Source organism: uncultured Pelagibacterium sp., assembly GCF_963972885.1.
GTDB classification, from domain to species: Bacteria; Pseudomonadota; Alphaproteobacteria; order Rhizobiales; family Devosiaceae; genus Pelagibacterium; species Pelagibacterium nitratireducens.
Genome location: NZ_CAXAXY010000036.1, coordinates 1 through 26,333 on the forward strand (window position 1 = coordinate 1; position 26,333 = coordinate 26,333).

Here is a 26,333-nt window from a genome sequence, read left to right on the forward strand (position 1 = left end):
AGAACTTCATGCGGCTCGATTTTCTTCAGGTCGCCCTTATCCCGCCCGTTGTCGTTTTCGCCGTCTCTCTGCTCTCGCCTACATGGCTTCGCTCCTCATGGGTATTCCGCATCGCCGCCATCCTCGCGCTCCTCATCGCCGCCCCCCTGATGCTGGTCCATCTGCCCTAGGATATGTACGCGACTATTTCGTCTCCATCGCGGATGCGAAATAATCGCGTACAGACCCTAAGGCATTTACCCGCTGCATCCTGACGCAGCACGCCGATTGCCAAATTTGCGTCGCATTGCAGGTCGCCAATGGCGCCAGTTCAAGGAGCACCCCAATGGCCGCCCTCTATCGCGCCCTCTCCCCTTTTGCCTTTTTCTTTTTGCTGTCGACGGTGCCCGCCTTCGCGCAGGACTTCAACACCATGCCGGTCGACCAGCTCAGGGCCGAAGCGCCCAACGCCCATCCATCCGCCTACTACGTCCTCGCCTCGCGACTCTACGACCGGGGCGATAAGGACGAGGCGGTTTTCTGGTTCTACGCCGGCCAGTTGCGCTACCGCACCCACATCGCCTGCAACCCCGATCTCCCGCCCGATGGCGACCCCGCGCTGTTCAGTGCGCTGAGCGAAGTCATCGGGTCTGAAATCAACCTCTATGCCTTTGGCGATCTCGAAAGGCTCTCCGAAACGATCGACGCTGTGATCGATTGGGACCAGTCCACGCCAAACGGCTACGCCCCCGACGCCGACTGTGCGACGGCCAGGGTCGAAGTCCTCACAGGGCTCAATGAATTAAAGACCCACATCGCCGAAAACGCCGACGACATCCGCGCTCAACGCTTGTCCAATGGGCTTGGCGGGCTCTGATCGCCGGGACTTCGGCCATCACAGACATAAATGAACTCAGGCAGCCAGCGTCACAACAACCGCCCCACGCCGCGTAGCGACGATCGTGTGCTCATACTGCACACATGACGCCGAAGGCACACTGACCAGGGTCCAGGGATCGTCCATGGACTTTTCTTCGGCAATCTGCCCGCCCATCGACAGGAACGGCTCGACGGTAAACACCAGGCCATCGGAAATTCGCCGCCGCTCGGACCGGTCGGGCCAGGTGGGGATTTCGCCCGGCTCGTCATGCAGTTTGTGCCCGATGCCATGGCTGGCCAGACTGCGGATCAGCGTATAGCCGTTCGTGCCGGCAAACTTGCCGATCGCATCGCCGACATCGGCGATCCGCCCACCGGCCCGCACCGCGCGAATGCCGGCCCACATGGCCTTCTTGCCATCGGTGCAAAGCTTTTCGAGCCGGCGCACCGACCCTGGCGGAACGATATAAGACGCCCCCGTATCGGCGAAAATGCCGTCCTTTTCTGCCGAAACATCGATATTGATCAGATCGCCTGCCTTGATGACCCGGTTTCCGGGAATCCCATGCGCGATCTCTTCATTGACCGAAATGCAGGTCGCACCGGGGAACTGGTAGGTCACTTCCGGTGCCGAGCGCGCGCCGTGATCTTCGAGCACCTTGCGTCCGATATTGTCGAGTTCCTTGGTCGTCATGCCCGGCTCGAGCGCACTCGCCATCGTATCGCGCGCAATCGCACAGATACGACCGATGACCTTCAGGCGTTCAAGTTCTTCCTCGGACGTAATGGTCATGGCTTACCCTTTCAGAGCATGGAAATGATCGAGCAGCCCCCGGGTCGAGCTGTCATGGCGCTCGGCCGTTTCGGCGCCCTCCACCTTGGGCAGCAGCGCCTTGGCCAATTGCTTGCCCAGTTCCACGCCCCACTGGTCATAGGAATTGACGTTCCAGATTGTACCCTGAACGAACACCTTGTGCTCGTAGAGCGCCACCAGCTTGCCCAGCGTCGCCGGATCGAGCCGGGAATACAGAATAGTGTTGGACGGGCGGTTGCCGGGAAACACCTTGTGCGGCGTCAACGCCTTGATCTCGGCCTTGGACAGCCCCGTTCCCTTGAGCTCGTTTATGACCTCTTCCTCGCTCTTTCCGAGCATCAGCGCCTCGGACTGCGCCAGACAGTTGGCGACAAGCTTGACGTGATGGGGCGGCAAGTCTTCGTGCGGATTGGCCGCCACGAGAAAATCACAGGGAATGACCGAGGTCCCTTGATGGATCAATTGGTAAAAGGCGTGCTGCCCATTTGTCCCCGGCTCACCCCAGATGACCGGCCCGGTTTCCCAAGGTGTTTGCTTGCCGCCCAGCGTCACCGATTTGCCGTTCGACTCCATATCCTGCTGCTGCAGATAGGCCGGAAAGCGCGAGAGCCGCTGATCGTAGGGCAGCACCGCATGGGTCCCGAACCCCCAGGCATTGCGGTACCAGACGCCCAAAAGGCCCATGATAACCGGCAGGTTCTCTTCAAGCGGCGCAGTGAGAAAATGCTGATCCATCTCGTAGGCGCCCCGCAGAAAGGCTTCGAAATTGTCGTACCCCACGGCAATCGCCACAGGCAGTCCGATGGCCGACCACACCGAATAGCGCCCGCCGACCCAGTCCCAGAACCCGAAGATGCGGTCTTCGCGTATGCCAAAGGCCTGGCAGCCCTCGATATTGGTAGAAACCGCGGCGAAATGGTCGTTGACCGCCTGCTCGCCCAACGCATCGGCCAGCCATTTGCGGGCCGTGTGTGCGTTCGTCATCGTCTCGTCGGTGGTGAAGGTCTTGGAGGCGACGATGAACAATGTCCGCGCCGGATCGAGCCCCTTGAGCGTGTCGTGCATGTGTGCGCCATCGACATTGGAGACGTAGTGCGCACGCAGATTGGCTCGGGTGTAGGGCGCCAGCGCCAGCGTCACCATCGCCGGCCCCAGGTCGGACCCGCCGATGCCGATATTGACCACATCGGTAAACTGGTCACCCAGCGCACCGCGGATCGCCCCGTCACGCACATCGTTGGAAAAACCCTTGATCCGCGCCAGAACGTCCCGCACCGCCGGCATCACGTCGGCGCCTTCAATCATCACCGCTTCCTCGCCGCCATAGCGCAGCGCCATATGCAGCACCGAACGGTGCTCCGTGATGTTGATGGGATCGCCCGCCCACATCTGGTCGCGCCGCGCTTCGACACCCGTCTCGCGGGCCAGATCGAACAGCGCTGCCATCGACTGGCTGTCTATCCGGTTCTTGGAATAGTCGAGCAGCATGTCGCCGAACGCTGCCGAATAGGCCGAAAAGCGGTGCTCATCATGGGCGAACAATTCGCGCATGCTGGTATCGGCCAGGCGCTTTCTGTGTTTCTTCAAAACTTCGAAGCCGGCCTTGCGAACCTTGTTCGACATCGTATTCACCCCTGATCTAGCGCCGGCAGATCGCCCTTGGCCCAGCCTTCGCGGACCTCTGCGCAATATTGGACGAAAGTCGCATTCTCAATCGCATTTCGCATCCCCGCCATCAACTCCTGATAATAGGAAAGGTTGATCTGGCTCAGGATCATTGCGCCCAGCATTTCCTCGCACCGGACAAGATGATGCAGATAGGCCCTCGAAAACCGCCGCGCCGTCGGATTGGGCGAGGCTTCATCGAGCGGCCGGTGGTCGTCCTTGTGGCGGGCATTTTTCAGATTCACCACCCCGAACCGCGTATAGGCATGCCCGTGCCGCCCCGCGCGCGTCGGATGCACGCAATCGAACATGTCGATCCCGCGCCCGACGGCACCCAAAAGGTCGTCGGGCTTACCCACCCCCATCAGATAGCGCGGCTTGTCCGCTGGCAATTGCGGCGTCGTTTCGTCAAGCACCCGAAACATCACCTCTTGCGGCTCGCCAACGGCCAGCCCGCCAACCGCATACCCGTCAAACCCGATATCGATCAGCCCGGCAGCGGATCGTGCCCGCAACTCTGCGTTGTCGCCCCCTTGCACAATCCCGAACAGCGCCCTGCCCTTGGCGTTATCGAACGCCTTTTTCGAGCGTTCCGCCCACCGGATGGACAACTCCACGGCCCGTTCCAGTTCCGCATATTCGGCCGGAAGGCTCACGCATTCGTCGAGTTGCATGATGATATCGGAATCCAGCAACTTCTGGATTTCGATGGAGCGCTCCGGCGTCAGGCTGTGCGAGGACCCATCGATATGGGATTTGAACGTGACCCCGTTTTCGTCGAGCTTGCGCAGTTTGGCCAGGCTCATCACCTGAAACCCGCCGGAATCGGTCAGGATCGGGCGCTGCCAGTCCATGAACTGATGGAGCCCGCCCAGCCGCGCCACCCGCTCCGCCCCGGGGCGCAGCATAAGATGATAGGTATTGCCCAGAACGATATCGGCACCGGTCTCGCGCACCTGCTCGGGATACATCGCCTTAACCGTTCCGGCCGTCCCCACAGGCATGAAGGCCGGCGTCCTGATTTCACCGCGTGGCGTATCCATCTTCCCACGACGCGCCATGCCGTCGGTGGTGGAAAGCGTGAACTGGAAATTTTCGGTCATCGGTCAGCCCGGAACAACAGCGAAGAGTCGCCGTAGGAATAGAAGCGATAGTTTTGATCGATAGCGTGCTTATAAGCCCTGTGCATGGTCTCCAGGCCGGAAAAGGCAGAAACCAGCATGAACAGCGTCGAGCGCGGCAGATGGAAATTGGTCATCAGCACATCGACCACCCGGAACCCAAATCCCGGCGTGATGAAGATATCGGTCTCGTCTGCGAAAGGTTCAAGCGTGCCGCTCTTGCGCGCGGCGCTTTCGAGCAGCCGCAGGCTCGTGGTTCCCACGGCGACAATCCGTCCGCCCGTAGCCTTGGCCGCCTTGATGCGTTCGACCGTTTCGGGGGAGACCACGCCCCATTCGGCGTGCATCTGATGATCCTCGGTATCGTCCGCCTTCATCGGCAGGAACGTCCCCGCCCCCACATGCAGCGTCACATGTTCGATTCCGACGCCCTTGCTCTCGAGCCGCTCCAGCAGCTCGGGCGTAAAATGCAAGCCCGCGGTCGGCGCGGCAACGGCGCCGTCATGTTCGGCATAGACCGTCTGGTAATCGGTCTTGTCGCGTTCCTCGATGTCGCGCTTGGCCCCGATATAGGGCGGCAGCGGCATCGCGCCCCGAGCCTTGATCGCCTCATCGAGCACCGCGTCGGACAGATCGAAACCAAGCGTTACCTGCCCGTCCTCGACCGCTTTGACGGTCGCGGCCAGTTCATCGAGCATGCAGACCTCCGAAGTGGCCCCGAACACCACGCGGTCGCCCGATTTCAGCCGTTTGGCCGGCCGGGCAAAGGCCAGCCAGGTGTTGCCGTCCACCCGCTTGTGCAGGTTGAAGGACACGGAGGCGGAAAACTCGCCACGATGCCGCCTGCCCCGCAGTTCGGCCGGAATGACCCGCGTATCGTTGACCACCAGCACGTCCCCCGCGCGCAGGATCGCCTCAAGGTCGGTCACGACCCGATCCGAAAGCGCGCCCTCTTCGCCAACGACCAGCATTTTCGCGCTGTCGCGGGGCGAAACCGGATGGAGCGCAATCCGGTCTTCAGGGAGATCGAAGTCGAAAAGATCGACCTTCATTTTCCGTCTTCCACAAAAAGCGACCCCGGCTCGCGCCGGGGTACACAAAGCACTTCAGATATCTGCAGCCTAGGCAGCGTCGGCGGCAACCTTCATCGAAACGATCTTGTCGGGGTTGCGAACCGGCTCACCCTTTTCAAGCTGATCGACAACGTCCATGCCCTCGATCACCTTGCCGAACACCGAATACTGACCATTGAGCCAGGGCGCTTCGCCAAAGCAGATGAAGAACTGGGAATTGGCAGAATTGGGATTGGCCGAACGCGCCGCCGAAACCGTGCCGCGCACATGCTTTTCCTGCGAAAACTCCGCCTTGAGATCGGGCTTGTCCGATCCGCCCGTGCCGTTGCCCTTGGGGCAGCCGACCTGAGCCATGAACCCGTCGATCACGCGATGAAACACGATCCCGTCGTAAAACCCTTCGCGGGCCAGTTCCTTGATGCGGTCCACATGGCCGGGAGCCAGGTCGGGGCGCAGTTCGATGACCACATTGCCCTTCGATGTCTCCATGACGATTGTGGTTTCCGGATCCTTGATATCGGCCATGAGCGGCTTTCCTTTTCTTGATTATCGTTACTCTGCGACGCGCAGAGAAACCATGATGTCGGGATTGGCGACAGCACCATTGGCGCTTGCCGGGCCTTTTTCCAGCCCGTCGACCAGCTCCATTCCCGCGATGACATTGCCGAACAAGGTATATTGCCCGTTCAGATGCGGCGAATCCGCTGTCACGATGAAAAACTGGGAATTGGCCGAGTTGGGGCTGGCCGAGCGCGCCATCCCCAGCGTCCCGCGCACGAAGGATTCGTTTGAAAACTCGGCGTTGAGGTCGGGCAGGTCGGACCCGCCCATTCCCGTGCCTTGCGGGTCGCCTGTCTGGGCCATGAACCCATCGATCACCCGATGGAATTTCAAGCCGTCATAAAAGCCCGAATTGGCCAGTTCGGTGATCCGCGCCACATGTTCGGGCGCCAGATCGGGACGCAGCGCGATCGTCACATCGCCGCCCTCCAGCGTCATCGTGGCAATAGGGGCGTCCGCGGGCGCTTCGGAGGCAGATTGTGCCATGGCTGGGGTCTGCCCGAATGGCAGATAAGGCCATGCAACCATAACGCCGAAAACGGCAACGAAAGCGAAAACGAGAAAGCCAACCATGCGGTTGGCCGGTTTGGCGGAATGATCAGCCATCATGTCTCCAGAAGTTTGAGCACGGCACGCGGCACGAAGGGGGCAATATCGCCCCCCATCTCCGCTATCTGGCGCACCAGAGTTGCCGAAATATGGCGCACATAGGGACTCGAAGGCACAAATACCGTCTGAATGTCTGGCGCCATCTGCGCGTTCATGCCCACCATCTGCATTTCGTAATTATAGTCAGTCGTATCGCGCAGCCCGCGAATGACCATGCCCGCGCCGCAGCGCTGTGCCGCCTGAACCATCAATCCGTCGAACTCGACGATCTCGATTGCCACGCCCTTGCGCGTCCCGATCGCCCCAGCAGTCTCCGCCAGCAGGTCGCGCCGCTGGTCCGCGCTCAGCATCGGCTTTTTGGCCGCATGGACCCCGATCCCGACAATCAGCCGGTCCACGAGTTTGCACGCCCGCTCGATAACATCGAGATGGCCGTTGGTCACCGGATCGAACGATCCGGGGTAAAATCCCACACGCTCAGTCATTGCCGGTTTTTGTCACGCTCGGCGCTGGAGCGCAAGCCAGATGCCGCCCCCGATCAGCACAGCGCCCGAAACGCGATTGACCAGCCGCACCCGCGCCGCATTGATCCAGTGGCGCGCTTGTCCGGCCAGCACCGCATAAACGGAATCGCTCAGCGTCGTCGCCAGCATGAACAATCCGCCCAGCAAGAGGATCTGCGGCAGCGCCGCACCGCTGGCCACCACGAATTGCGGCAGAAAAGCGCCAAACATCAGCAATGCCTTGGGATTGGACCAGATGACCACAAAACCCTGAACCACATAGCCGCGCAGGCTCCTGTGCCGCTCGGCCTTAACTGTCTCGATCTCCCCGCTCGCGCGCAGCATGCGATAGCCCAGCCAGATCAGATACGCCGCTCCGATCAGCTTGATCCAGTCGAATGCCCAACCCATCAGGCTCATCACCGCCTCAAGGCCGAAGGCGACAACCGCGATCATCGAGACCAACCCCAACTGCGTGCCCAGAATAATGGCCATGCCGGCCATCGTCCCGCGCGACAACGCGCTGGCAATGATGACAGTCACGGTCGGTCCGGGAACGACCGCTATGAAAAATGAAGCCGCGAGAAAAGCGAGAAGCGAAGTTATATCGGGCATGGCACCCTCCACGGGAAAGCGCCCTCAGCTAGCCATGGCCCCAGGATTCTGGCAAGGGCCATGGCTATGCTCGATTACTCTTCGCTCGGAGGAGCCTCGGCACCATCTTCGGGCTCTTCGCCCTCGGCGCTTTCAGGCTCGGTGATGCGTTCCACCGACACCACTTTTTCATCCGTTGCCGTACGGAAGATCGTGACGCCCTGGCTCGACCGCCCGACAATGCGAATACCATCGACTGGTACGCGGATCACCTGGCCGCCATTTGTCACCAGCATAAGCTGGTTTTCGTCTTCCACAGGGAACGAGCCCACAAGGCTGCCGTTTCGGCTGTTGACCGCCATGGCGACGATGCCTTTGCCGCCTCGGCCAGTCACACGGTATTCGAACGACGAAGTCCGCTTGCCAAAACCCTTTTCCGAAATGGTCAAAACGAACTGCTCAGCCGCACTCATGGACGCATAACGGTCCTGATCGAGCGGTGCATCGCCCGCCACCTCTTCGTCGACCTCGACAGCTTCTGCGACTTCCGCGTTTTCGTCGGCCTCGCCGCGCACCGCACGGCTCATCTTCAGATACGCCGCACGTTCTTCCGCCGAAGCATCGAAGTGCCGCAGGATCGACATGGCGATCACTTCATCGCCCTTCGCCAGGTTGATGCCCCGCACCCCTGTCGAATCGCGCCCCTTGAACACGCGCACATCGGTGATCGCAAAGCGGATGCACTGGCCCTTGGCCGTGGTGATCAGGATATCGTCGCTTTCCGAAGCCGTTTCGACGCCGACAATTCCGTCGCCCTCATCGAGCTTCATGGCAATCTTGCCGTTCTGACGCACCTCGACGAAGTCCGAAAGCTTGTTGCGGCGCACATTGCCCGATTGGGTCACGAACATCACATCGAGGCTCGCCCAGCTGTCCTCGTCTTCAGGCAGCGGCATGATCGAGGTGATCCGCTCGCCATCTTCGAGCGGCAGCATGTTGATCAGCGCCTTGCCGCGCGCCTGAGGCGCGGCGACCGGCAAACGCCAGACCTTCATCTTGTACACGATGCCGCGCGAGGAAAAGAACAGCACCGGCGTGTGCGTATTGGCGACAAACAGTCTCGCGACGAAATCCTCGTCGCGTGTCGACATGCCCGAACGCCCCTTCCCGCCCCTGCGCTGCGCGCGATAGGTCGAAAGCGGAACGCGCTTGATGTAACCGGCATGGGAGACGGTCACGACCATGTCCTCGCGCGCGATCAGGTCTTCATCGTCGAGATCGCCGGCGAACTCGTCGATCTGGGTCATGCGCGGCGTTGCGTACTGGTCCTTGATCTCGTTGAGTTCGTCGCGAATGATGCCCAGAACCCGCGCGCGCGAGCGCAGGATGTCGAGATAATCCTTGATCTGCTCGCCGAGCGAGTTGAGCTCATCGCCGATTTCGTTCCGCCCAAGCGCCGTCAGCCGCGACAGGGTCAGCGCCAGGATGGCCCGAGCCTGTTCGTCCGAGAGCTTGAAGGTGCCGTCGTCATTGATCTGGTGACGCGGATCGTCGATCAGCCCGATCAGATCCATCACGTCCGATGCCGGCCAATCGCGCTCCAGCAGTTTCTGGCGCGCCGTCGCGGGGTCTGGTGACGAACGGATCAGGCGGATGACCTCGTCCACATTGTTGACCGCGACCAGCAGCCCGACCAGCACATGGGCGCGATCGCGAGCCTTGTTGAGCAGGAACCGGGTACGGCGGGTGATCACCTCTTCGCGGAACCGCAAAAACGCCTGCAGGATCGACTGCAGGTTCATCAGTTCGGGCTTGCCGCCATTGAGCGCCACGAAGTTGCAGCCGAATGAGGTCTGCAGCATCGAATAGCGATAGAGCTGGTTGAGCACGACATCGGCCACGGCATCGCGCTTGAGTTCGATGACCACGCGCATGCCCTGCCGATCGGACTCGTCGCGAATATCGGCGATGCCTTCGATGCGCTTGTCGCGCACCATCTCGGCGATCTTTTCGATCATCGTCGCCTTGTTCACCTGATAGGGTATCTCGTGAACGATCAGCGCTTCGCGTTCCTTGCGAACCTCTTCGACCGTAACCCGCCCGCGCATAAGCACAGACCCGCGACCGGTTTCATAAGCCGAACGGATACCCGATTTGCCGATGATGATCCCCGCGGTCGGAAAATCCGGTCCGGGAATGATTTCCATCAATTCGTCGACCGTGATGTCGGCATTGTCCATCATGGCCAGGCACGCGTCGATCACCTCGCCCAGATTGTGGCTCGGGATGTTGGTGGCCATGCCCCCGGCGATGCCGCCGCCGCCATTGACGATCAGATTGGGGAAGCGCGCCGGCAGAACCGTCGGTTCGCGCTCGCTCGCGTCGTAGTTGTCTCGGAAATCGACGGTATCCTTGTCGAGATCGTCGAGCAGCGAGCCGGTGACCTTTTCCATGCGCGCTTCTGTGTAGCGCATGGCCGCCGGCATATCGCCATCGACCGAACCGAAGTTTCCCTGCCCGTCGATCAGCTTGACCCGCATCGAGAAGGTCTGCGCCATGCGCACGAGGGACATATAGACCGCATCGTCCGAATGCGGGTGGTATTTACCGATCACGTCACCAACCACGCGGGCCGATTTGCGATAGGGCTTATTGTGTTCGTACCCCTGCTCGTGCATCGAAAAGAGGATGCGGCGATGCACGGGTTTGAGCCCGTCGCGCACGTCGGGCAAGGCCCGGCTCACGATCACGCTCATCGCGTAGTCGAGGTAGGACTTGCGCATCTCGTCGGTTATCGAGATCGGGTGGATGTCGGAGGGCGTTACGCTGCCTGCGTCATCTTCTGGCGTATCTGTCACGATGCTCGTTCTGCACTGATTCTGCTGGCACCGGGTTTAGTCGATTCCGAACGCAGATGCCAGTTTTGCGCGCCCTTATGACACCTTCGAGGCACAGTTTTCTTGCTAAGGGCCGCCGATGACATCGATTACAGAAAAAGGCTTGCCCAAATTGGCGCAATCGGTTGAATGAAGGACAACGACCATCCCCTTTTGCGAGTGTGGATTTCGATGTCCGATCTGGCGACGTCCCGCGGCTCTGCGCCGCTTTATTTCGGCATGCGCGGCGACCGGCTGGCCGTCTCGGCCCTGTTTCTGGTCAATGGCTTTCTTGTGGGAAGCTGGGCGCCCAAGATTCCGGTGCTTATGGCGCGGCTCGGTATAACCGAGTCGATAATGGGCCTGCTGATTCTGGTCTTCGGTCTGGGCTCGATTGCCATCATGCCCGTTATCGGCGCGCTGACCGCACGGCACGGATCCGCCCCTCTGCTCAAGCCCGCGACGCTTGGCGTCCTGCCCATGCTGTTCCTGCTCACCATCGCTCCCGAACTGATAACCACCGCGGTGGTCATTTTCGTGTTCGGCGGCCTCATCGGCGGCATGGACGTGGCCATGAATACAAATGCGGTGGCCGTCGAAAAACGCATGAAGCGGGCGATCATGTCCTCATGCCATGGTTTCTGGAGCCTGGGTGCCTTGCTTGGTGCCGCCCTGGGCGGCGTTCTGCTCGGCGCGCTGGGCGAGTTGGCTCACGCATTCATTCTCACGATCCTGGCCGCCAGCGCTGCCCTTTTCGCGCTCCCGCTCCTCGCTCAGGATCAACCAACGCCAGAGGCCCGGGCCGCGACACCGCTGAAATTTCCCCGCTCGCCGCTGCCCTATCTCGTGGGCATCATGGCGCTGTTCTCCATGATTCCCGAAGGGGCCATTCTCGATTGGTCGGCGCTCTTTTTGCAAAAGGAGCACGGGGCCGGCATCGAACTTGCAGCGCTTGGCTTTGCCGCCTTTTCCGCGACGATGGCCATCATGCGCTTTGCGGGCGATTTCATCCGGCAAAGGCTCGGCGCCGTCGTCACCCTGCGCATATGCGGGGGCTTCGCGCTGACCGGCATGATGCTTGCCGCACTCGCCCCCACGCCCCAACTCGCCATATTGGGCTTTGCCATTGCCGGTATCGGCATTTCCAACATCGTCCCCATCGCCTTTTCCGCCGCCGGAAACCTCCCGGGCATCCCCTCGGGGATCGGGCTGTCGATTGTCACGGTCATGGGCTATTCGGGCATTCTGGTCGCCCCATCCGCCATCGGTTTCATCGCCGAGCACACGGGCTTTTCGCCGGTTCTGATGGGCACGGCGGCCCTTGTTCTCGTTACCCTCGGCCTCTCCCGGCTGGCCCGCCACGCCAATTTCAGTGCCGAGTGATCCGCTCGGAACCCACGCCGCCCTGACCCGTTCCCTGTTCGCATTTCGAAAGAACAGGAGCCACCCATGCAGGAAATGGATTTCAAGGTCGACAACAAGGTCTGGGTGCTTGTCGCTGATGGCGAAAAAGCTTTGTTCTTTGAAAACACGGGCACGCGCAAAAATCCTGTTTTCAAGGTCGTGCGCGAAATGGAACAGGACAATCCGCCAACACGGGAACAGGGCACCGACGCGCCCGGCCGGATGAACGACAGCGGTCCCGGCCACAAGAGCGCGATGGAGCCGACTGACTGGCATCGGCTTGCCGAAGAGCGTTTCGCCAAGGAAGCCGCCGAACTGCTCTACAAATACGCCAACCAGAATCGTTACAAGCAGATCGTCTTGTGCGCGGCCCCCCGGCTCCTGGGCGAATTGCGCAAGGAACTCCATGCGGTTGTCACTGACCGCGTAATCGGCGAAGTTCCCAAGACGCTGACCAACCATCCGGTGGATCAGATCGAACGTATTCTCAGCGCGAGCTAGCCAGGTGACCCATTCGGCGCACAATCCTTTCGCCCTCTCGTTGCGGGACTGGAAGCGCGTTGCGATCCATACGATAAAGACCATGAGCGAAAAGGACATGTCCCTTCGCTGCGCCGGGGTTGCGTTTTTCGGATTCCTGTCGATCTTTCCCGCCATCGGCATCGTCGTGTCGCTGGTCGGCATGCTCGGTGACTATGGTGCGCTGCGGGCCGAGATCGACAGATTTTCCGACATCATGCCGGCCATTGCCTATTCGCTGATCGCTAATCAGCTCGACTCCTTCATGAACCAGGATCAGACAGGGTTCGGCGTCGGACTGGCCATTTCCATAGTGGTCATACTCTGGAGTAGTTCGCGCGGCGTCGATGCACTCCTGCACGCCACCTCGGTCGCCTATGGCGAGACATCGGATCGCGGCTTTTTCATTGGAGTGCTGGTGGCCTTTGCCACGACCGTTCTCGGCGCTGTCTTTCTGGTCGTGGCCCTGACGCTGATCGCGGCCATTCCCATCGTCACCTCTCTCTCCCCCTTTCCGGGCACCAGCGAACAGCTTGCCCTGCTGTTGCGCTGGCCGGCACTTCTCGCCCTGGCCGTTGTCGCCTTTGCTCTGATCTACCGCTACGCTCTCAACAGGCGTGGCGCCAAATTGCGCTGGATCTGGCCCGGAGCGACATTGGCGGCCCTCGTCTGGATCGTCGCCTGCCTGCTGTTTTCGCTCTATGTCGAATATTTCGGCGAGTTCGAGGCCACTTTCGGATCGCTCGCTGCCGCCGTGGTCATGCTGTTCTGGATGTTCATCTCCGCCCAGATCTTTGTCTTCGGAGCGGCGCTCAACGCTGGCATCGAACTGCGGACCGCCGTCGACAGCACGGTCGGCCCCGACCGCCCCATGGGCAAGCGCGGTGCCTACGTCGCCGACAATGTGGAAACCTAACCCGCAAGCACCTTGTAGAACACTTCAAGCGCATCATCGATCTGTCCCTTGGTAATCACCAGGGGCGGTGCGATCCTTATCGTGTCGGTGTGGGTGTCCTTGGCCAGAATGCCATGCTCTTTAAGTGTATGGCAGAATTTCCGCGCTCCACCCGCTTCAGGGTGCAGATCGACCGCCAGCATCAGCCCGCGCCCCCGAACCGAACGGATATGGTTCGATTTGATGCCGGCCAGCCCGTCGAGGAAATACGGCCCGAGCGCGGCGGCATTTTCGATCATGCCCTCCTCGGTCAAGACCCGCAGCGCCGCCCGCGCCACTGCACAGGCCAGCGGATTGCCGCCAAACGTCGAGCCATGCTGTCCCGGCTGAAGCACGCCCAGAACCTCCGAATTGGAAAGCACGGCAGACACAGGGTAAAACCCGCCCGAAAGCGCCTTGCCCAGCAGCGTAACGTCAGCCTCGATGCCTTCATGCTGCTCGGCCAGCAGCTTTCCCGTCCGGCCGAGCCCCGTTTGAATTTCGTCTAATATAAGCGTCACATTATTGTCGGTGCACAACTGCCGGACGCGCCGGAAATACCCCTCCGGCGGAATGATAACGCCAGCTTCGCCCTGGATCGGCTCGACCAGAAACCCGACGGTATTGGGCGTAATCGCCTTTTCCAGCGCCTCGGCATCGCCGAACGGAATGATCCGAAACCCCGGCGCGAACGGTCCGAACCCGCCCCGCGCATCCGGATCTGTCGAAAACCCGACGATCCCCATGGTCCGCCCGTGAAAATTGTTGGCACAGACGATAATCTCCGCCTTGTCCTTTTCGACGCCCTTGACCTCATAACCCCATTTGCGCACGGCCTTGATAGCGCTCTCGACCGCCTCGGCCCCCGTGTTCATCGGCAGCACCTTGTGCGATCCGGTAAGCTCCGCGATCTCCTGATAGAACAGGGCGAGTTGGTCGTTGTGAAAGGCCCGCGAGGTCAGCGTCAGCTTTCTGGCCTGCTCGACCATCGCTTCGAAGATTTTGGGATGGCAATGGCCCTGATTGACCGCCGAATAAGCCGACAGACAATCGAGATATTGCTTGCCGTCCACATCATAGACGAACACGCCTTCGCCGCGCACCAACGCCACGTCGAGCGGCTTGTAATTGTGTGCGCCCAGAGACTGTTCCAGCGCGATAAGATCCTCGGTCAGTGCCATGTTCTTCCTCGATTATGCAGGTTGTGTCGGACGGTCGAAAATGCGGCGCCCGAAGGCGCTGGCCGCCAGATCGACCATCAGCCGGGCGCTCTTTCCCCGATCGTCGAGAAACGGGTTGAGCTCGACCAGGTCGAGACTGACCAGCCGCCCGCACCGCCCCACCATTTCCATTGCCAGATGCGCCTCGCGCACCGTCGCGCCGCCGGGCACCGTCGTGCCCACGCCGGGCGCCAGATCGGGCTCGATGAAATCGACATCGAGGCTCACATGCAAAAGCGCGTCATCGGCCTCGACCGCGCCAAGGATGCGCCGCAGGATCGCGGCAATTCCATATTCGTCGACCTCGGCCATGTCGTTGACATCGGCACCCCGCGCCGCCAGCAGATCGACCTCCGCCGAATCGATGGAGCGCGCACCGACCAGATGATAACGGGTCGCCTCCATCTTGGGGCACTCGAGCATTCCCTCGAACCCCGCCTCGCCGCAAAAAAACGCTGCCGGCATGCCGTGCATATTGCCCGACGTCGAACTGAGCGGCGTATTGAAATCGGCATGCGCGTCCAGCCAGAGCACATGCAGCGTCTTGCCCAATCGGTCCGCATGGCGCAGAGCCGCCGCCACCGAGCCGAATGACAGCGCATGATCTCCGCCCAGATAGACCGCGGTCCCGTCCGCAAGCGCCGCTTCCCCTGCATCGGCCAGCGAACGCGCAAATCCGGTCACTTCGCCCACATTGTGCGCCAGCCCATCGAGCGCGAAATCATTGTCCCGCGGCCCAACATCGCCACGGTCGATCACCGTGTGCCCGAGGCCCGACAAGGCGTCCGCCAGCCCGGCAATACGCAGGGCCTTCGGTCCCATCGAGCACCCCTGCCGCCCCGCGCCGCCCTCGATAGGCGCTCCGATCAGGGTGATTGTCCTGGGCTGTGGTCCACGCATGCGCTCTTGCCTCCAAATGCTCACGCCAGCATGCCCAAGCAATGCGAAGACGGAAAGTTGCAAATCTGCGCAATCTGGCACAAGTATTGGCCGATCTGACAAGGACCATTGCGCGATATGCCAAGTACCGACCAATTGGACCGCAAAATTCTGGCATTACTGCGCGACGATGCCCGCCTGCCCATCGCCAGCCTTGCCACAACCCTTGGCGTTTCCCGCACCACAGTCCGGACCCGCATGGAACGCATGGAAGCCAACGGCACCATCTCGGGCTATGGCGTTCGCCTCGGCGAACCCGACGACGCCGAGCGCGTCCGCGCCATAGCCATGATCGAGGTTGAGGGTAGAGGAACCGAAAAGGTCGCCCGCGCCCTCTCGGGCCTACCCCAGGTGCGGGCACTCTACAGCACCAACGGGCGCTGGGACCTCGTCGCCGAAATCGAAAGCGCTTCGCTGCCCGATTTCGATTCCATCCTCGGCGCCATCAGGCTGATCGAAGGCATCAGCCTCAGCGAAACCAATATCCTGCTCGCCGCCCGCTTCCGCCGCTAGCGCCTGTCAGTCCTCCACGGTGGACGCCGCCCGCTCAAGCCTTTACCAATTCAAACGCGCCTTTTCCCTGCGATTCGCCCGGAGGAGAAACCAAGTGTCGATCGGATTTGGCCTTGAGCGACTGGGTCTGCTGACCCTTCGGTTCCCGCGCATCATGGCCATTGCGGTCCTCGCCTTCACGGCCCTTTGCACCTTCCAGCTCACCAAATTCAACATCGACGGCGATCTTTTGCGCCTCTATCGCGGCTCCGGCATCGAATACGACCGCTATATGGCGCTCAACGAAAATTTCGGCACCTTCGAAAACGACGTCTATCTCCTGGTGCGGTCGGACAATCTGACCGACCCTGAAACCCTCGAAGACCTGCGCTTTCTGGGGTTCGAACTCGAACTGAACGAATTTGCCGCCGGCACCATGTCGCCCTTTTCCCTGCGGCGCCCGGCCGAAGGCGGCACCTCGGTGCCCGCCGTTCCCGAGGGCATGGAGACCCGCGCACAAGTGGCCGCCGCTCTTGATGATCTGCGTGCCAACGATCCGCTGATGAGCAACCTCATTCTCGCAGACAATGCGGGGATGGTCATGATCATGTTCCCCGACCCCGAGATCTCGATCGAGCGCGGCGACGAAGCCATGATCGCGTCCATGCGCGAGTTGATCGCCGCCTATGCGAGCGAGGACATCCGGATCGAGCTGACCGGTCCGTCCATCTGGAAACAGGAAGTGCTCAACGCCTCGCGCTTCGACCAGCTCATGTTCATGTTCGCCGGGGTAGCGCTCGGCTTTTTCACGGCATTTTTGAGTTTCCGCACCTTCTGGGGAGCCCTGATCGCCACGTTCGCTCCCGTGGTCACGGCCTTCTGGGTCACCGGCATGACCATTCTGGTGTTTGGCAGCTTCACCTTTCTCACCAACATCGTCTCCGCGCTGGTGCTCGTCATTGCGTTCGCCGAAAGCATGTATTTCTGCCTCTACTGGATGCGGACCGGCAATTCCGGCGTCGATCAGCGCCAGGCGTTGGTCGAGACCGTGCGCAAGGTCAGCCCGGCCTGTGCCCTGACCACCATCACGACGATCATCGCCTTTGTCAGCCTCACCCTCGCGCCGGGACAGGGCTTGCGCGAATTCGCCATCTCCGGTGCCATGGGCATGGCGCTGGCCTTTCTGGCCCTCGTGACCTTCCTGCCGCTGTCGTTGCTGCTCGCCGTGCGCCTGGGCTTTAAGATGCGCAAGACACCGGCCGCCGCTCTTACCGCGCCCATACCCTTTGTTCGCCGCCTGGCCCGCGCCGCCCCGCGCCCGGCAGCGATTGTCGCAATCATTGTCGTGGGCTTGTTGCTCATACCCCATTTCCTGCTCGAAGCGCGGTTCCGCTTCCAGGATTTCCTGCCCCGCGGCAGCGATGCCATCGCCACCAGCGAGCGGATAGATGCCGGCGTCGGCGGCGTGGCGCCCGTCTATATCCGCATACCGCTCCAGGGCGGGCTGACCGAAATGACAGACGGCGATTTTGCCACCGTCGAAAAGGTTCACCAGATCGCCGAAAACAATTTCGGTGCCGGCAAGGCCATTTCGGCCGCCAGCTTCCGGCACTATTCCGACCTGGGATTTTCCCGCGAGCGCATTTTCGAGGCCGTCGGCCCGTTCCTGCGCCAACGCTTCGTAACAGATGACGGCATGCAGGCCCTGCTAACCGCCTTTTCTCCGACATCGGAAAACGCGCAGCAGACGGTGGCCCTTATCGAATCCATGCGCGCCGAACTGGCCGCCGCCGGCATCGAAGGCGCCGAAATCTCGGGCTTTCGCGTGCTCACCGCCTATGCCAGCCTCGATATGATCGCGACGTTGCAGATCAGTCTCGTGCTCGCGGTTTTCTTGTCTGTCGTTTTGATTGGCATCGCCTTTAGGTCCTGGAAAATGGCGCTCGTGGCGGTGATTCCAAACAGCCTGCCGGTCCTTTTGACCGAATTGTTCCTCTATTTATCGGGCATTCACCTGCAGCTCACGACTGTCATTTCCCTAACGATTGCCTTTGGTATCGCTGTCGATGACACAATCCACTTCCTTGCCCATTACGCCCGGGCGCGTGAACGCGGAGAAAGCATTGCCCATGCGGTCGATACGACCCTCGACAGGGTAGGCCCGGCCCTGATCGCAACTACGCTCATCCTGATCGCCGGATGTGCCGTGGTCACGGTTTCGGTTCTCCCCCAGGTCGCCCTGTTCGGCCTTTTGACCATCATCACGCTGCTTGCGGCGCTGATCGGCGATCTGATCGTGTTGCCCGCGCTGCTGATCGGTGGCGGAATGATGTTTGCCAGATGGAGTGAAAGAAAAAATGAGATCCGTGCTTAGATCCACCCTTGCGGGTTGCGCCATCGCCCTTGCGAGCCTGCCGCTTGCCGGACCCGCCTTGGCGGCGCCCGAGGATATAGAATTGCTCAAGAGCTATGTCGGAGAATGGCGCGGTCGGGGCTCTGCCGTACTGGCATCCACCGGCAAGGAGGAAACCGTCGTTTGCCGAATGAGCGTTGAAGATACCGGCGCGGCGCGCATCACATTCGATGGCCGATGCACGCTGGCGGGTCGAACCATCGCGGTGGCCGGCACGATGATCTGGAACGAGCAGGCCAGCCAGTATGAGGCCGCAATGTCTTCGGTTGCCGGTTTCCAGAGCCTGGCCATTGGCCGCCGCAGCGGGGATGACGTCAATTTCGAACTCATCAACCGCAACGCCGAAGGCAAGGAATACCAGATCGAGGCCGCAATGGCCCTTCAGGGCGCCCGGATCGGCATGGACCTCCAGATCACCGATCTCTCGACCGGCGGCATCACCACGGCCCAGGTGCCCTTCAGCCAATAGTGGCAAGCACCCCTTTTGCCGCATATGATAAGGGCGCCTCGCAGCGCCCTTTTTCGTTCAGAACGGGATATCGTCGTCCATGCCGCCCGGCTCGAAGGCTGGAGCACTGGATGGCCGCCCGCGATTTTCGACCTGTCGGCTGCCGCCGCCATAGCCGCCGCTGTCGCGATCGCCGCCACCTTCACCGCGCCCGTCGAGCATGGTCAGCGTCGAATTGAACCCCTGCAACACGATCTCGGTCGTGTACTGGTCCTGGCCGTCCTTTTCCCATTTCCGGGTCTGGAGCTGGCCCTCGATATAAACCTTGGCGCCTTTCTTGAGGTAGTTCTGGGCCACCTTGGCCAGCCCCTCGCTGAAGATCACCACGCGATGCCATTCGGTCTTTTCGCGTGGCTCGCCGGAATTGCGGTCGCGCCAGCGCTCGGACGTCGCGATGCGCAGATTGACCACGGGGTTGCCATTGGGCAGCGACCGCACTTCAGGGTCGGCACCCAGATTGCCCACCAGAATAACTTTGTTCACGCTTCCCGACATATTCGCCTTCCTGTCTCTTGTCCGCCGGACCAGGGTCCGGCCAGTCACGTTGAGCGCACTATATAGCCATCGGCGGCAAAAGTTCAGCGCCCGCAAGTTCTATGCACAACTCGTTTGTTCTCATTTTGTTCTAGATAAATGCGAAATGTCAAGCTTGACGAAATCTAATTTGTTCCTATTATGTTCACAAGCATTGCTGCCGTGCACAAGGCGGCCTTGCAGGCGGGCGGAGTTGTGCTTAAGTGAACCGGACGCCTCCCGCGCCCGTTAAGACTTTTGTTGCCGCCCGCCCGGCCCGCTATCCTTGGATAATCGCCCATGAATGACATTTCCAATCCCAACCGCGACATCGTCATCCGGGGCGCCAAGGAGCATAACCTCAAAAATATCGACGTTCGCCTGCCCCGCGACAAGCTGATCGTGATGACCGGGCTTTCGGGCTCGGGCAAATCCTCGCTCGCCTTCGATACCATCTATGCCGAGGGCCAGCGCCGCTACGTCGAAAGCCTTTCGGCCTATGCGCGTCAGTTCCTTGAAATGATGCAAAAGCCCGATGTGGAAAGCATCGAGGGCCTTTCACCGGCCATTTCCATCGAGCAGAAAACCACGTCGCGCAATCCACGCTCGACCGTGGGGACGGTCACCGAGATCTACGATTATCTCCGCCTGCTGTTCGCCCGCGTCGGCATCCCCTATTCCCCGGCAACCGGGCTCCCCATCGAGAGCCAGACCGTTTCCCAGATGGTCGACAAGGTCATGGCGCTCGAGGAAGGCACCCGCCTTTATCTGCTGGCCCCCATCGTGCGCGGCCGCAAGGGTGAGTACCGTAAGGAACTCGCCGAACTGATGAAAAAGGGCTTTCAGCGCGTCAAGATCGACGGCGCGTTCTACGAGATCGAGGAGGCACCCGCCCTCGACAAGAAGCTCAAGCACGATATCGAGGTCGTGGTCGACCGGGTCGTCGTCAATGGCGATATCGCCGGCCGACTGGCGGAAAGTTTCGAAACCGCGCTGCGTCTGGCCGACGGCATCGCGCTGACCGAATATGCGGACCAGACCGAGGACGACGGCACCCCCAAACGCCTGACCTTTTCGGAAAAATTCGCCTGCCCGGTGTCCGGCTTTACCATTGCGGAAATCGAGCCGCGTCTGTTCTCGTTCAACAACCCCTTCGGCGCCTGTCCGGTCTGTTCAGGGCTCGGCACCGAGGCCAAGATCGATCCCGATCTCGTGGTCCCCGATGGCTCGCTGTCGTTGCGGGATGGCACCGTCCAGCCCTGGTCGAAAACCTCTTCGCCCTATTATCTGCAGACCCTGCAGGCCGTCACCCGCCACTTCAAGGCATCGACCGGCACCGCGTGGCAGGATTTGCCCTTCGAGGTCCAGCACGCGGTCCTGTTCGGCACCGACAAGACCAAGATCGAATTCATCTATGACGACGGATTGCGCAAATATTCGACCCAGAAACCCTTCGAGGGTGTCATCGGCAATCTTGAGCGCCGCTATCGCGAAACCGAATCCTCGGCTGCCCGCGAAGATATCGAGCGCTATATGTCCGCCGCCCCCTGCCCGGCCTGTAACGGCTATCGCCTGAAGCCCGAGGCTCTGGCGGTCAAGATTCATGGATCCCACATCGGCCAGGTGTCCGAGTTGTCCATCAAGGGCGCCGCCGAATGGTTTGCCGATCTGCCTGCCCATCTCAACCAGACCCAGTCGGCAATCGGCGAGCGTATCCTCAAGGAAATCCGCGACCGGCTGGCCTTCCTCAACGATGTCGGTCTGCAATACCTCACGCTTTCGCGCAATTCGGGCTCGCTTTCGGGTGGCGAAAGCCAGCGTATCCGCCTTGCCAGCCAGATCGGCTCGGGGCTGACAGGCGTGCTTTACGTGCTCGACGAACCCTCGATCGGCCTGCATCAGCGCGACAATGCCCGCCTGCTCGAAACCCTGCGCCGCCTGCGCGATCTGGGCAACACGGTCATCGTCGTCGAACACGATGAAGACGCCATTCTCACCGCCGATCACGTCCTCGATATCGGACCGGGCGCCGGTGTTCATGGGGGCCACATTATCGCCCAGGGTACGCCCGACGACATCCTCTCGCATCCCGACAGCCTGACCGGGCAGTATCTCTCTGGCCGCATGGGCATCCCGGTTCCCGCCGAGCGCCGCAAGGCCAAAAAGGGGCGCCAGCTTTCGCTCAAGGGTGCAACCGGCAACAATCTTAAGAATGTCTCGGTCGATATCCCGCTCGGCATGTTCGTGGCCATCACCGGCGTCTCGGGCGGCGGCAAGTCCACGCTGACCGTCGATACGCTCTATCAGGCCATCGCCCGCCGCCTCAACGGCGCGCGCGTGCATCCGGCCCTGCACGAAAGCCTGACCGGGCTCGAACTGCTCGACAAGGTCATCGACATCGACCAGAGCCCAATCGGGCGCACCCCGCGCTCCAATCCCGCCACATATACCGGTGCCTTCACCCACATTCGCGAGTGGTTCGCCAACATGCCCGAATCCAAGGCGCGCGGGTATGGCCCGGGGCGTTTCTCGTTCAACGTCAAGGGCGGGCGCTGCGAGGCCTGCCAGGGCGATGGTGTCATCAAGATCGAGATGCACTTCCTGCCCGACGTCTATGTCACCTGCGATGTCTGCAAAGGTCATCGCTATAATCGCGAAACCCTCGAAGTCCAGTTCAAGGGCAAGTCGATTTCCGACGTTCTCGATATGACGGTCGATGAAGGTGCCGAGTTCTTTTCCGCGGTGCCCGTCATTCGCGACAAGCTCGTCACCCTCCAGCGGGTCGGGCTGGGCTACGTCAAGATCGGCCAGCAGGCGACCACGCTTTCGGGTGGCGAGGCGCAACGCGTCAAGCTGGCCAAGGAGTTGTCCAAACGCGCCACCGGCCGCACGCTCTACGTGCTCGACGAGCCCACCACCGGCCTGCATTTCCACGACGTTGCCAAACTGCTCGATGTGCTCCAGCAGCTTGTCGATACCGGCAACACGGTCATCGTCATCGAGCACAATCTCGAAGTGATCAAAACCGCCGACTGGATCATCGATCTTGGCCCCGAGGGCGGCGATGGCGGCGGCGAGATCGTTGCCGTCGGCACCCCCGAGCAGGTCGCCGAGAGCCCCCGCTCCCATACCGGCCACTTCCTCAAGGAAATCATGGAGCGCCGGCCTTTGCGCATGACCGCGGCGCAATGACCTGCCGCACAGAAGGCCCGATGCCATGCGCCCCATGCAGGGGCGGCGTGCGCGTGGCCCGATAACGCACTGTCGTGATTCGGGCCTATCCTTGTGGGGTGCAAGCAACCCGCATGGAGGATTCCATGTTCGTCCGTATCGCCTGGAGACAATCGAAATTCCCTGGCGCAGACCCGCGAAGTCTGCGCCGAATAGCCCCCGTTCCCCGGCGTGGCTGCGACGATCTGGAAATCCCGGTTCGGGATTTCACCAAGATGACCAAGGGCCTTTTCGACCGCCAGGAATAGTCCGGCAAGACAACGCGCGGCGCTCCGTTACCCCGGAGCGCCGCTCTCCATTTGTCCCTTCGCCCAGCCATGCGAAAACCGCATGCCCGAAATGACCAAATCCCTAGTGCAAAGGTCGTCTTTAAGGGGCTATATCCCGGTCATCGAAACGAAAGGAACATCACATGGGTATTCGTAAGACTTTTCAGAAGTGGTCGGCCTACCAGCAGACGGTTCGCGAACTGAATTCGCTTGGCAACCGTGAACTCACCGACCTCGGCATCACCCGCGGCGATATCGAACGCATCGCGCGCGATCATGCCAGCCAGCTTTAAGCTTCAGACGACCTCCAACGTCCGAACACGAAAAAGGCATCCTTGACCGGGATGCCTTTTTTGACTCACGGCACCGCGCGCGCCCGCAATTCCTCATAGGAAATGCACACTGTCTTGTCGAAGGCCGCCCGCTGTTTGAGCCGGCCATGCCAGGCCTCGATTCCCGGCAATGAAGGCAGCGCGATATCCATGGTCGTCAGGCGATAAAGCGAAACCCCCGCAACGATATCGGCGTAGCTGAACCCATCGCTGGCCAGATGGTCGGTCTTGTCCAACTGCCTGTCCATCATCCGCAACGCCGCTACCGTCTCCTCGAGGGCCGCCGCGATCGCCGATCTGTCATGCTTTTCAGGTGCCGTGCGCACCAGAAGCCAGAACAGGCGTATCCACGCAGGCTGAAAGGTCGTCGCCGTCCAGTCCGTCCACTGATCGATTGCCGCCCGATCCTTCGGCGCCTCGGGCCACAGTTCTGTGCCGCCAAACGCCGCCGCGACATAACGCACCACGGCATGGCTCTCCCAGACCGTCAGTTGACCATGCTGAAGCACCGGCACCAGCCTGTTGGGGTTCAGAGCGCCGAATTCCGGCGTATCCAGCCCTCCGAATCGGCCACCCGCTTCCCGCAATTCGAACGAAGCCCCCGTCTCCTCAAGCGCCCAGCGCGCCTTTTGCAGATTGGCCGAGCTCGCCCGTCCCCAAAGTATCAGATCCGTCATAAAAAGCTCATTTGTTAAGCAAGGCTGAATCGCCCGCCCAATAGTCATGCAGAACATGCAAGGCGGCAATGAACAATTACCCTCTGCACATGGGCGCCGATTCTCATTAGCTAAAGGGCGTAAGACGAAAGGAGATACAAAATGGACATTCGCAAGACTTTCAAGCGTTGGTCGGCCTACCAGCAGACGGTTCGTGAACTCAACGCTCTCGGCAATCGCGAACTGGGCGATCTCGGCATCGCACGCTCGGACATCCAGCGCATTGCTCGCGACCATGCCAGTGCGCTCTAACCGCACTGGCCGCAATGATCAGACAGTCTGAAGGGCGCTCTTGAATGGAGCGCCCTTTTTCTTTTGCCCCGGGTTAGCCTTCAGGAACATCGCGCGGCACTTGTCCGTTCTCCCTTTCTCCAAAAAAGAAAGGGAAAGTCATGCAAAACCTGCAAGGCAAATCCATAGCAGTTCTTGCCACCAACGGTTTCGAACAGTCCGAACTCGAAGTTCCGCGTGACAAGCTGCGCGAGGCCGGCGCAACGGTTCATGTCATCTCGCTCGAACCCGGCCAGATCAAGGGTTGGGACAAGGATGACTGGGGCCGCGCCGTCGACGTCGACAAGACGCTCGAGAGCGTCTCGGCCGATGATTACGACGCCATCGTCCTCCCCGGTGGCCAGATCAACCCCGACCTGCTGCGGGTTGAACAAAAGGCCCTCGATTTCATCAGCAAATTCTGGGCCGACAAGAAAGTCGTCGCCGCCATCTGCCACGCCCCTTGGCTGCTTGTCGAAACGGGCATCGCAAAGGGCCGCAAGATGACGTCCTACCCTTCGGTCAAGACCGACGTCATCAACGCCGGCGCGCAATGGGAAGACAGTTCGGTCGTCACCGATCAGGGCCTCGTCACCAGCCGCAATCCCGGCGATCTCGACGCCTTCTGCGAAAAGATCGCCGAGGAGATCAATGAGGGCCGGCACGAGCGCCGCGCCGCCTGACTCAAACACCTGTGACCAAACGCAGCGCGCGGCAGTCTTGGATTGCCGCGCGCTTTTCGTCTATAGCCTTCCCAGCTTCATAAACGGATGGTGTCATGGCGAAAATTCATGTGATCGGTGGCGGTCTTGCAGGGTCCGAGGCGGCCTGGCAGGCAGCCCAGGCGGGCGTCGACGTGGTGCTGCACGAAATGCGTCCGGTCAAACCCACCGACGCGCACCACACAGATGGCTTTGCCGAGCTGGTGTGCTCGAACAGTTTCCGCTCCGACGATCATGAACATAACGCCGTTGGCCTGCTGCACGAGGAAATGCGCCGCGCCAATTCGCTCATCATGGCCTGTGCCGACAAAAGCGCCCTGCCTGCCGGCGGCGCGCTGGCCGTCGATCGCGACGGCTTTTCACAAATGGTGTCCGAAGCGCTCGAGGCCCACCCCCGCATCACCATCGCACGCGAGGAGATCGCCGGCCTGCCTCCCGCCGAATGGGACAATGTCATCGTCGCCACCGGCCCGCTGACCTCGCCCGCTCTCGCCGCGGCCATCCAGGAGTTGACCGGCGAAGATTCGCTGGCCTTTTTCGATGCCATCGCCCCCATCATCCATTATGACAGCATCGATCTCGATATCGTCTGGGCCCAGTCGCGCTACGACAAACCCGGCCCTGCCGGCACCGGCGCCGATTATCTCAACTGCCCGATGACCCAAGAGCAATACAATGCCTTCATCGACGCGCTTCTGGCCGCGCCGCTTCACGAATTCAAGGACTGGGAGATCGTCCCCTATTTCGATGGCTGCCTGCCCATCGAAGTCATGGCCGAACGCGGCCGCGAAACCCTGCGCTTCGGTCCCATGAAGCCGGTAGGGCTCACCAACCCGCGCGATCCGGAAACCAAGCCCTATGCCGTGATCCAGCTTCGCCAGGACAACGCGCTTGGCACGCTCTGGAACATGGTCGGTTTCCAGACCAAGATGCGCTATGGCGTCCAGACCGAAATCTTCCGCATGATCCCCGGGCTCGAAAACGCCCAGTTTGCACGGCTTGGCGGCTTGCATCGCAACACATTCCTCAATTCCCCCAAGGTGCTGGGGCCAGACCTCAAGCTCAAGGCCGATCCGCGCCTGCGGTTCGAGGCGCGCCGGGCGCTGGTCGGGGTCTGGGTCGTCGCGCTGGTCGGCATCGCGATCCTGCTCACGCTCAACGTGGTGAACCTGCGCGC

The 26,333-nt window shown here is 61.1% G+C and carries 26 protein-coding genes; 13 read left to right on the plus strand and 13 right to left on the minus strand.

Annotation, left to right across the window (positions count from 1 at the left end; translation table 11 throughout):
- Nucleotides 1–325 precede the first annotated feature (325 nt).
- Nucleotides 326–856 (plus strand): hypothetical protein, encoded by a 531-nt coding sequence (locus tag AACZ55_RS07970; protein ID WP_339644960.1) that lies wholly within the window; start codon nt 326–328, stop codon nt 854–856.
- Between the two features lie 36 nt (nt 857–892).
- Here AACZ55_RS07970 and map read toward each other — a convergent pair whose 3' ends face one another.
- The 9 genes from map to gyrA all read right to left on the minus strand — a co-directional run bounded on the left by map (nt 893) and on the right by gyrA (nt 10,656).
- Complete coding sequence (gene map, locus AACZ55_RS07975) at nt 893–1,651, minus strand: type I methionyl aminopeptidase (RefSeq protein ID WP_339644963.1); 759 nt, start codon at nt 1,649–1,651, stop codon at nt 893–895.
- Nucleotides 1,652–1,654: 3 nt separating this feature from the next.
- Nucleotides 1,655–3,295 carry a glucose-6-phosphate isomerase gene (pgi, locus tag AACZ55_RS07980; RefSeq protein ID WP_339644966.1) on the minus strand — a complete coding sequence of 547 codons (1,641 nt, stop codon included), beginning with the start codon at nt 3,293–3,295 and terminating at the stop codon, nt 1,655–1,657.
- A gap of 5 nt (nt 3,296–3,300) precedes the next feature.
- Nucleotides 3,301–4,440: a tRNA guanosine(34) transglycosylase Tgt gene (gene tgt, locus AACZ55_RS07985; RefSeq protein WP_339644969.1), complete on the minus strand. Its 1,140-nt coding sequence runs from the start codon at nt 4,438–4,440 to the stop codon at nt 3,301–3,303.
- Nucleotides 4,437–5,510, minus strand: a complete 1,074-nt coding sequence (gene queA, locus AACZ55_RS07990; RefSeq protein WP_339644971.1) for a tRNA preQ1(34) S-adenosylmethionine ribosyltransferase-isomerase QueA — start codon at nt 5,508–5,510, stop codon at nt 4,437–4,439. Before queA ends, tgt begins: the two co-directional genes overlap by 4 nt.
- A gap of 69 nt (nt 5,511–5,579) precedes the next feature.
- A complete protein-coding gene (locus AACZ55_RS07995) occupies nt 5,580–6,056 on the minus strand; it encodes a peptidylprolyl isomerase (RefSeq protein WP_339644974.1) in 477 nt (158 codons plus the stop codon).
- A gap of 27 nt (nt 6,057–6,083) precedes the next feature.
- Complete coding sequence (locus tag AACZ55_RS08000) at nt 6,084–6,698, minus strand: peptidylprolyl isomerase (RefSeq protein WP_339644977.1); 615 nt, start codon at nt 6,696–6,698, stop codon at nt 6,084–6,086.
- A complete protein-coding gene (gene coaD / locus AACZ55_RS08005; RefSeq protein ID WP_338606790.1) occupies nt 6,698–7,186 on the minus strand; it encodes a pantetheine-phosphate adenylyltransferase in 489 nt (162 codons plus the stop codon). Before coaD ends, AACZ55_RS08000 begins: the two co-directional genes overlap by 1 nt.
- Before the next feature lie 12 nt (nt 7,187–7,198).
- Nucleotides 7,199–7,819, minus strand: coding sequence for a LysE family translocator (locus AACZ55_RS08010; protein WP_339644980.1), 621 nt, complete (start codon nt 7,817–7,819; stop codon nt 7,199–7,201).
- A 74-nt stretch (nt 7,820–7,893) separates the two neighbouring features.
- On the minus strand, nt 7,894–10,656 hold the full coding sequence (gene gyrA / locus AACZ55_RS08015; protein WP_339644983.1) for a DNA gyrase subunit A: 2,763 nt from the start codon (nt 10,654–10,656) through the stop codon (nt 7,894–7,896).
- Between the two features lie 210 nt (nt 10,657–10,866).
- Here gyrA and AACZ55_RS08020 point away from each other — a divergent pair, with 210 nt between their 5' ends.
- From AACZ55_RS08020 to AACZ55_RS08030, 3 genes are all read left to right on the plus strand, one after another.
- Complete coding sequence (locus tag AACZ55_RS08020; RefSeq protein WP_339645014.1) at nt 10,867–12,057, plus strand: MFS transporter; 1,191 nt, start codon at nt 10,867–10,869, stop codon at nt 12,055–12,057.
- A 66-nt stretch (nt 12,058–12,123) separates the two neighbouring features.
- Entirely contained in the window at nt 12,124–12,579 is a 456-nt protein-coding gene (locus AACZ55_RS08025; protein WP_338606788.1) for a host attachment family protein, read from the plus strand.
- A gap of 4 nt (nt 12,580–12,583) precedes the next feature.
- Entirely contained in the window at nt 12,584–13,513 is a 930-nt protein-coding gene (locus AACZ55_RS08030; protein ID WP_339644986.1) for a YihY/virulence factor BrkB family protein, read from the plus strand.
- On the opposite strand, the gene rocD is transcribed toward AACZ55_RS08030, so the two are convergent.
- Both rocD and rocF read right to left on the minus strand, forming a co-directional pair.
- On the minus strand, nt 13,510–14,712 hold the full coding sequence (gene rocD, locus AACZ55_RS08035; RefSeq protein WP_339644988.1) for an ornithine--oxo-acid transaminase: 1,203 nt from the start codon (nt 14,710–14,712) through the stop codon (nt 13,510–13,512). The two genes, AACZ55_RS08030 and rocD, sit on opposite strands and share 4 nt — an antisense overlap.
- A 12-nt stretch (nt 14,713–14,724) precedes the next feature.
- A complete protein-coding gene (gene rocF / locus AACZ55_RS08040) occupies nt 14,725–15,651 on the minus strand; it encodes an arginase (RefSeq protein WP_339644991.1) in 927 nt (308 codons plus the stop codon).
- A gap of 117 nt (nt 15,652–15,768) precedes the next feature.
- Here rocF and AACZ55_RS08045 point away from each other — a divergent pair, with 117 nt between their 5' ends.
- From AACZ55_RS08045 to AACZ55_RS08055, 3 genes are all read left to right on the plus strand, one after another.
- Nucleotides 15,769–16,203 (plus strand): Lrp/AsnC family transcriptional regulator, encoded by a 435-nt coding sequence (locus AACZ55_RS08045; protein ID WP_339644994.1) that lies wholly within the window; start codon nt 15,769–15,771, stop codon nt 16,201–16,203.
- A 94-nt stretch (nt 16,204–16,297) separates the two neighbouring features.
- On the plus strand, nt 16,298–18,556 hold the full coding sequence (locus AACZ55_RS08050) for an efflux RND transporter permease subunit (protein WP_339644997.1): 2,259 nt from the start codon (nt 16,298–16,300) through the stop codon (nt 18,554–18,556).
- On the plus strand, nt 18,540–19,064 hold the full coding sequence (locus AACZ55_RS08055; protein WP_338606782.1) for a hypothetical protein: 525 nt from the start codon (nt 18,540–18,542) through the stop codon (nt 19,062–19,064). Before AACZ55_RS08050 ends, AACZ55_RS08055 begins: the two co-directional genes overlap by 17 nt.
- 57 nt (nt 19,065–19,121) lie before the next feature.
- Here AACZ55_RS08055 and ssb read toward each other — a convergent pair whose 3' ends face one another.
- On the minus strand, nt 19,122–19,598 hold the full coding sequence (gene ssb, locus AACZ55_RS08060; protein WP_090832385.1) for a single-stranded DNA-binding protein: 477 nt from the start codon (nt 19,596–19,598) through the stop codon (nt 19,122–19,124).
- Between the two features lie 318 nt (nt 19,599–19,916).
- Here ssb and uvrA point away from each other — a divergent pair, with 318 nt between their 5' ends.
- The 3 genes from uvrA (at nt 19,917) to AACZ55_RS08075 (ending at nt 23,409) form a co-directional block, all read left to right on the plus strand.
- Entirely contained in the window at nt 19,917–22,808 is a 2,892-nt protein-coding gene (gene uvrA / locus AACZ55_RS08065; protein WP_339645000.1) for an excinuclease ABC subunit UvrA, read from the plus strand.
- Between the two features lie 125 nt (nt 22,809–22,933).
- Nucleotides 22,934–23,095 carry a hypothetical protein gene (locus AACZ55_RS08070; protein ID WP_339645002.1) on the plus strand — a complete coding sequence of 54 codons (162 nt, stop codon included), beginning with the start codon at nt 22,934–22,936 and terminating at the stop codon, nt 23,093–23,095.
- A gap of 164 nt (nt 23,096–23,259) precedes the next feature.
- On the plus strand, nt 23,260–23,409 hold the full coding sequence (locus AACZ55_RS08075) for a DUF1127 domain-containing protein (protein ID WP_338606780.1): 150 nt from the start codon (nt 23,260–23,262) through the stop codon (nt 23,407–23,409).
- Nucleotides 23,410–23,474: 65 nt separating this feature from the next.
- Here AACZ55_RS08075 and AACZ55_RS08080 read toward each other — a convergent pair whose 3' ends face one another.
- Nucleotides 23,475–24,125 (minus strand): glutathione S-transferase family protein, encoded by a 651-nt coding sequence (locus tag AACZ55_RS08080; protein WP_339645005.1) that lies wholly within the window; start codon nt 24,123–24,125, stop codon nt 23,475–23,477.
- Nucleotides 24,126–24,266: 141 nt separating this feature from the next.
- Here AACZ55_RS08080 and AACZ55_RS08085 point away from each other — a divergent pair, with 141 nt between their 5' ends.
- The 3 genes from AACZ55_RS08085 to trmFO form a co-directional block, all read left to right on the plus strand.
- The gene (locus tag AACZ55_RS08085) at nt 24,267–24,416 is read left to right on the plus strand and encodes a DUF1127 domain-containing protein (protein WP_338606778.1); all 150 of its coding nucleotides are present in this window, start codon (nt 24,267–24,269) and stop codon (nt 24,414–24,416) included.
- A 140-nt stretch (nt 24,417–24,556) separates the two neighbouring features.
- Entirely contained in the window at nt 24,557–25,117 is a 561-nt protein-coding gene (locus AACZ55_RS08090) for a type 1 glutamine amidotransferase domain-containing protein (protein WP_339645008.1), read from the plus strand.
- A 95-nt stretch (nt 25,118–25,212) separates the two neighbouring features.
- A partial coding sequence (gene trmFO / locus AACZ55_RS08095) for a methylenetetrahydrofolate--tRNA-(uracil(54)-C(5))-methyltransferase (FADH(2)-oxidizing) TrmFO (RefSeq protein ID WP_339645011.1) occupies nt 25,213–26,333 on the plus strand: 1,121 nt, incomplete at its 3' end.

Bases quoted from the DNA above. Each gene is read 5' to 3' on its own strand.
- AACZ55_RS07970 (WP_339644960.1), top strand. From the start codon at position 326: ATGGCCGCCCTCTATCGCGCCCTCTCCCCTTTTGCCTTTTTCTTTTTG.
- map (WP_339644963.1), bottom strand. From the start codon at position 1,651: ATGACCATTACGTCCGAGGAAGAACTTGAACGCCTGAAGGTCATCGGT.
- pgi (WP_339644966.1), bottom strand. From the start codon at position 3,295: ATGTCGAACAAGGTTCGCAAGGCCGGCTTCGAAGTTTTGAAGAAACAC.
- tgt (WP_339644969.1), bottom strand. From the start codon at position 4,440: ATGACCGAAAATTTCCAGTTCACGCTTTCCACCACCGACGGCATGGCG.
- queA (WP_339644971.1), bottom strand. From the start codon at position 5,510: ATGAAGGTCGATCTTTTCGACTTCGATCTCCCTGAAGACCGGATTGCG.
- AACZ55_RS07995 (WP_339644974.1), bottom strand. From the start codon at position 6,056: ATGGCCGATATCAAGGATCCGGAAACCACAATCGTCATGGAGACATCG.
- AACZ55_RS08000 (WP_339644977.1), bottom strand. From the start codon at position 6,698: ATGGCTGATCATTCCGCCAAACCGGCCAACCGCATGGTTGGCTTTCTC.
- coaD (WP_338606790.1), bottom strand. From the start codon at position 7,186: ATGACTGAGCGTGTGGGATTTTACCCCGGATCGTTCGATCCGGTGACC.
- AACZ55_RS08010 (WP_339644980.1), bottom strand. From the start codon at position 7,819: ATGCCCGATATAACTTCGCTTCTCGCTTTTCTCGCGGCTTCATTTTTC.
- AACZ55_RS08020 (WP_339645014.1), top strand. From the start codon at position 10,867: ATGTCCGATCTGGCGACGTCCCGCGGCTCTGCGCCGCTTTATTTCGGC.
- AACZ55_RS08025 (WP_338606788.1), top strand. From the start codon at position 12,124: ATGCAGGAAATGGATTTCAAGGTCGACAACAAGGTCTGGGTGCTTGTC.
- rocD (WP_339644988.1), bottom strand. From the start codon at position 14,712: ATGGCACTGACCGAGGATCTTATCGCGCTGGAACAGTCTCTGGGCGCA.
- rocF (WP_339644991.1), bottom strand. From the start codon at position 15,651: ATGCGTGGACCACAGCCCAGGACAATCACCCTGATCGGAGCGCCTATC.
- AACZ55_RS08045 (WP_339644994.1), top strand. From the start codon at position 15,769: ATGCCAAGTACCGACCAATTGGACCGCAAAATTCTGGCATTACTGCGC.
- AACZ55_RS08055 (WP_338606782.1), top strand. From the start codon at position 18,540: ATGAGATCCGTGCTTAGATCCACCCTTGCGGGTTGCGCCATCGCCCTT.
- ssb (WP_090832385.1), bottom strand. From the start codon at position 19,598: ATGTCGGGAAGCGTGAACAAAGTTATTCTGGTGGGCAATCTGGGTGCC.
- uvrA (WP_339645000.1), top strand. From the start codon at position 19,917: ATGAATGACATTTCCAATCCCAACCGCGACATCGTCATCCGGGGCGCC.
- AACZ55_RS08070 (WP_339645002.1), top strand. From the start codon at position 22,934: ATGTTCGTCCGTATCGCCTGGAGACAATCGAAATTCCCTGGCGCAGAC.
- AACZ55_RS08075 (WP_338606780.1), top strand. From the start codon at position 23,260: ATGGGTATTCGTAAGACTTTTCAGAAGTGGTCGGCCTACCAGCAGACG.
- AACZ55_RS08080 (WP_339645005.1), bottom strand. From the start codon at position 24,125: ATGACGGATCTGATACTTTGGGGACGGGCGAGCTCGGCCAATCTGCAA.
- AACZ55_RS08085 (WP_338606778.1), top strand. From the start codon at position 24,267: ATGGACATTCGCAAGACTTTCAAGCGTTGGTCGGCCTACCAGCAGACG.
- AACZ55_RS08090 (WP_339645008.1), top strand. From the start codon at position 24,557: ATGCAAAACCTGCAAGGCAAATCCATAGCAGTTCTTGCCACCAACGGT.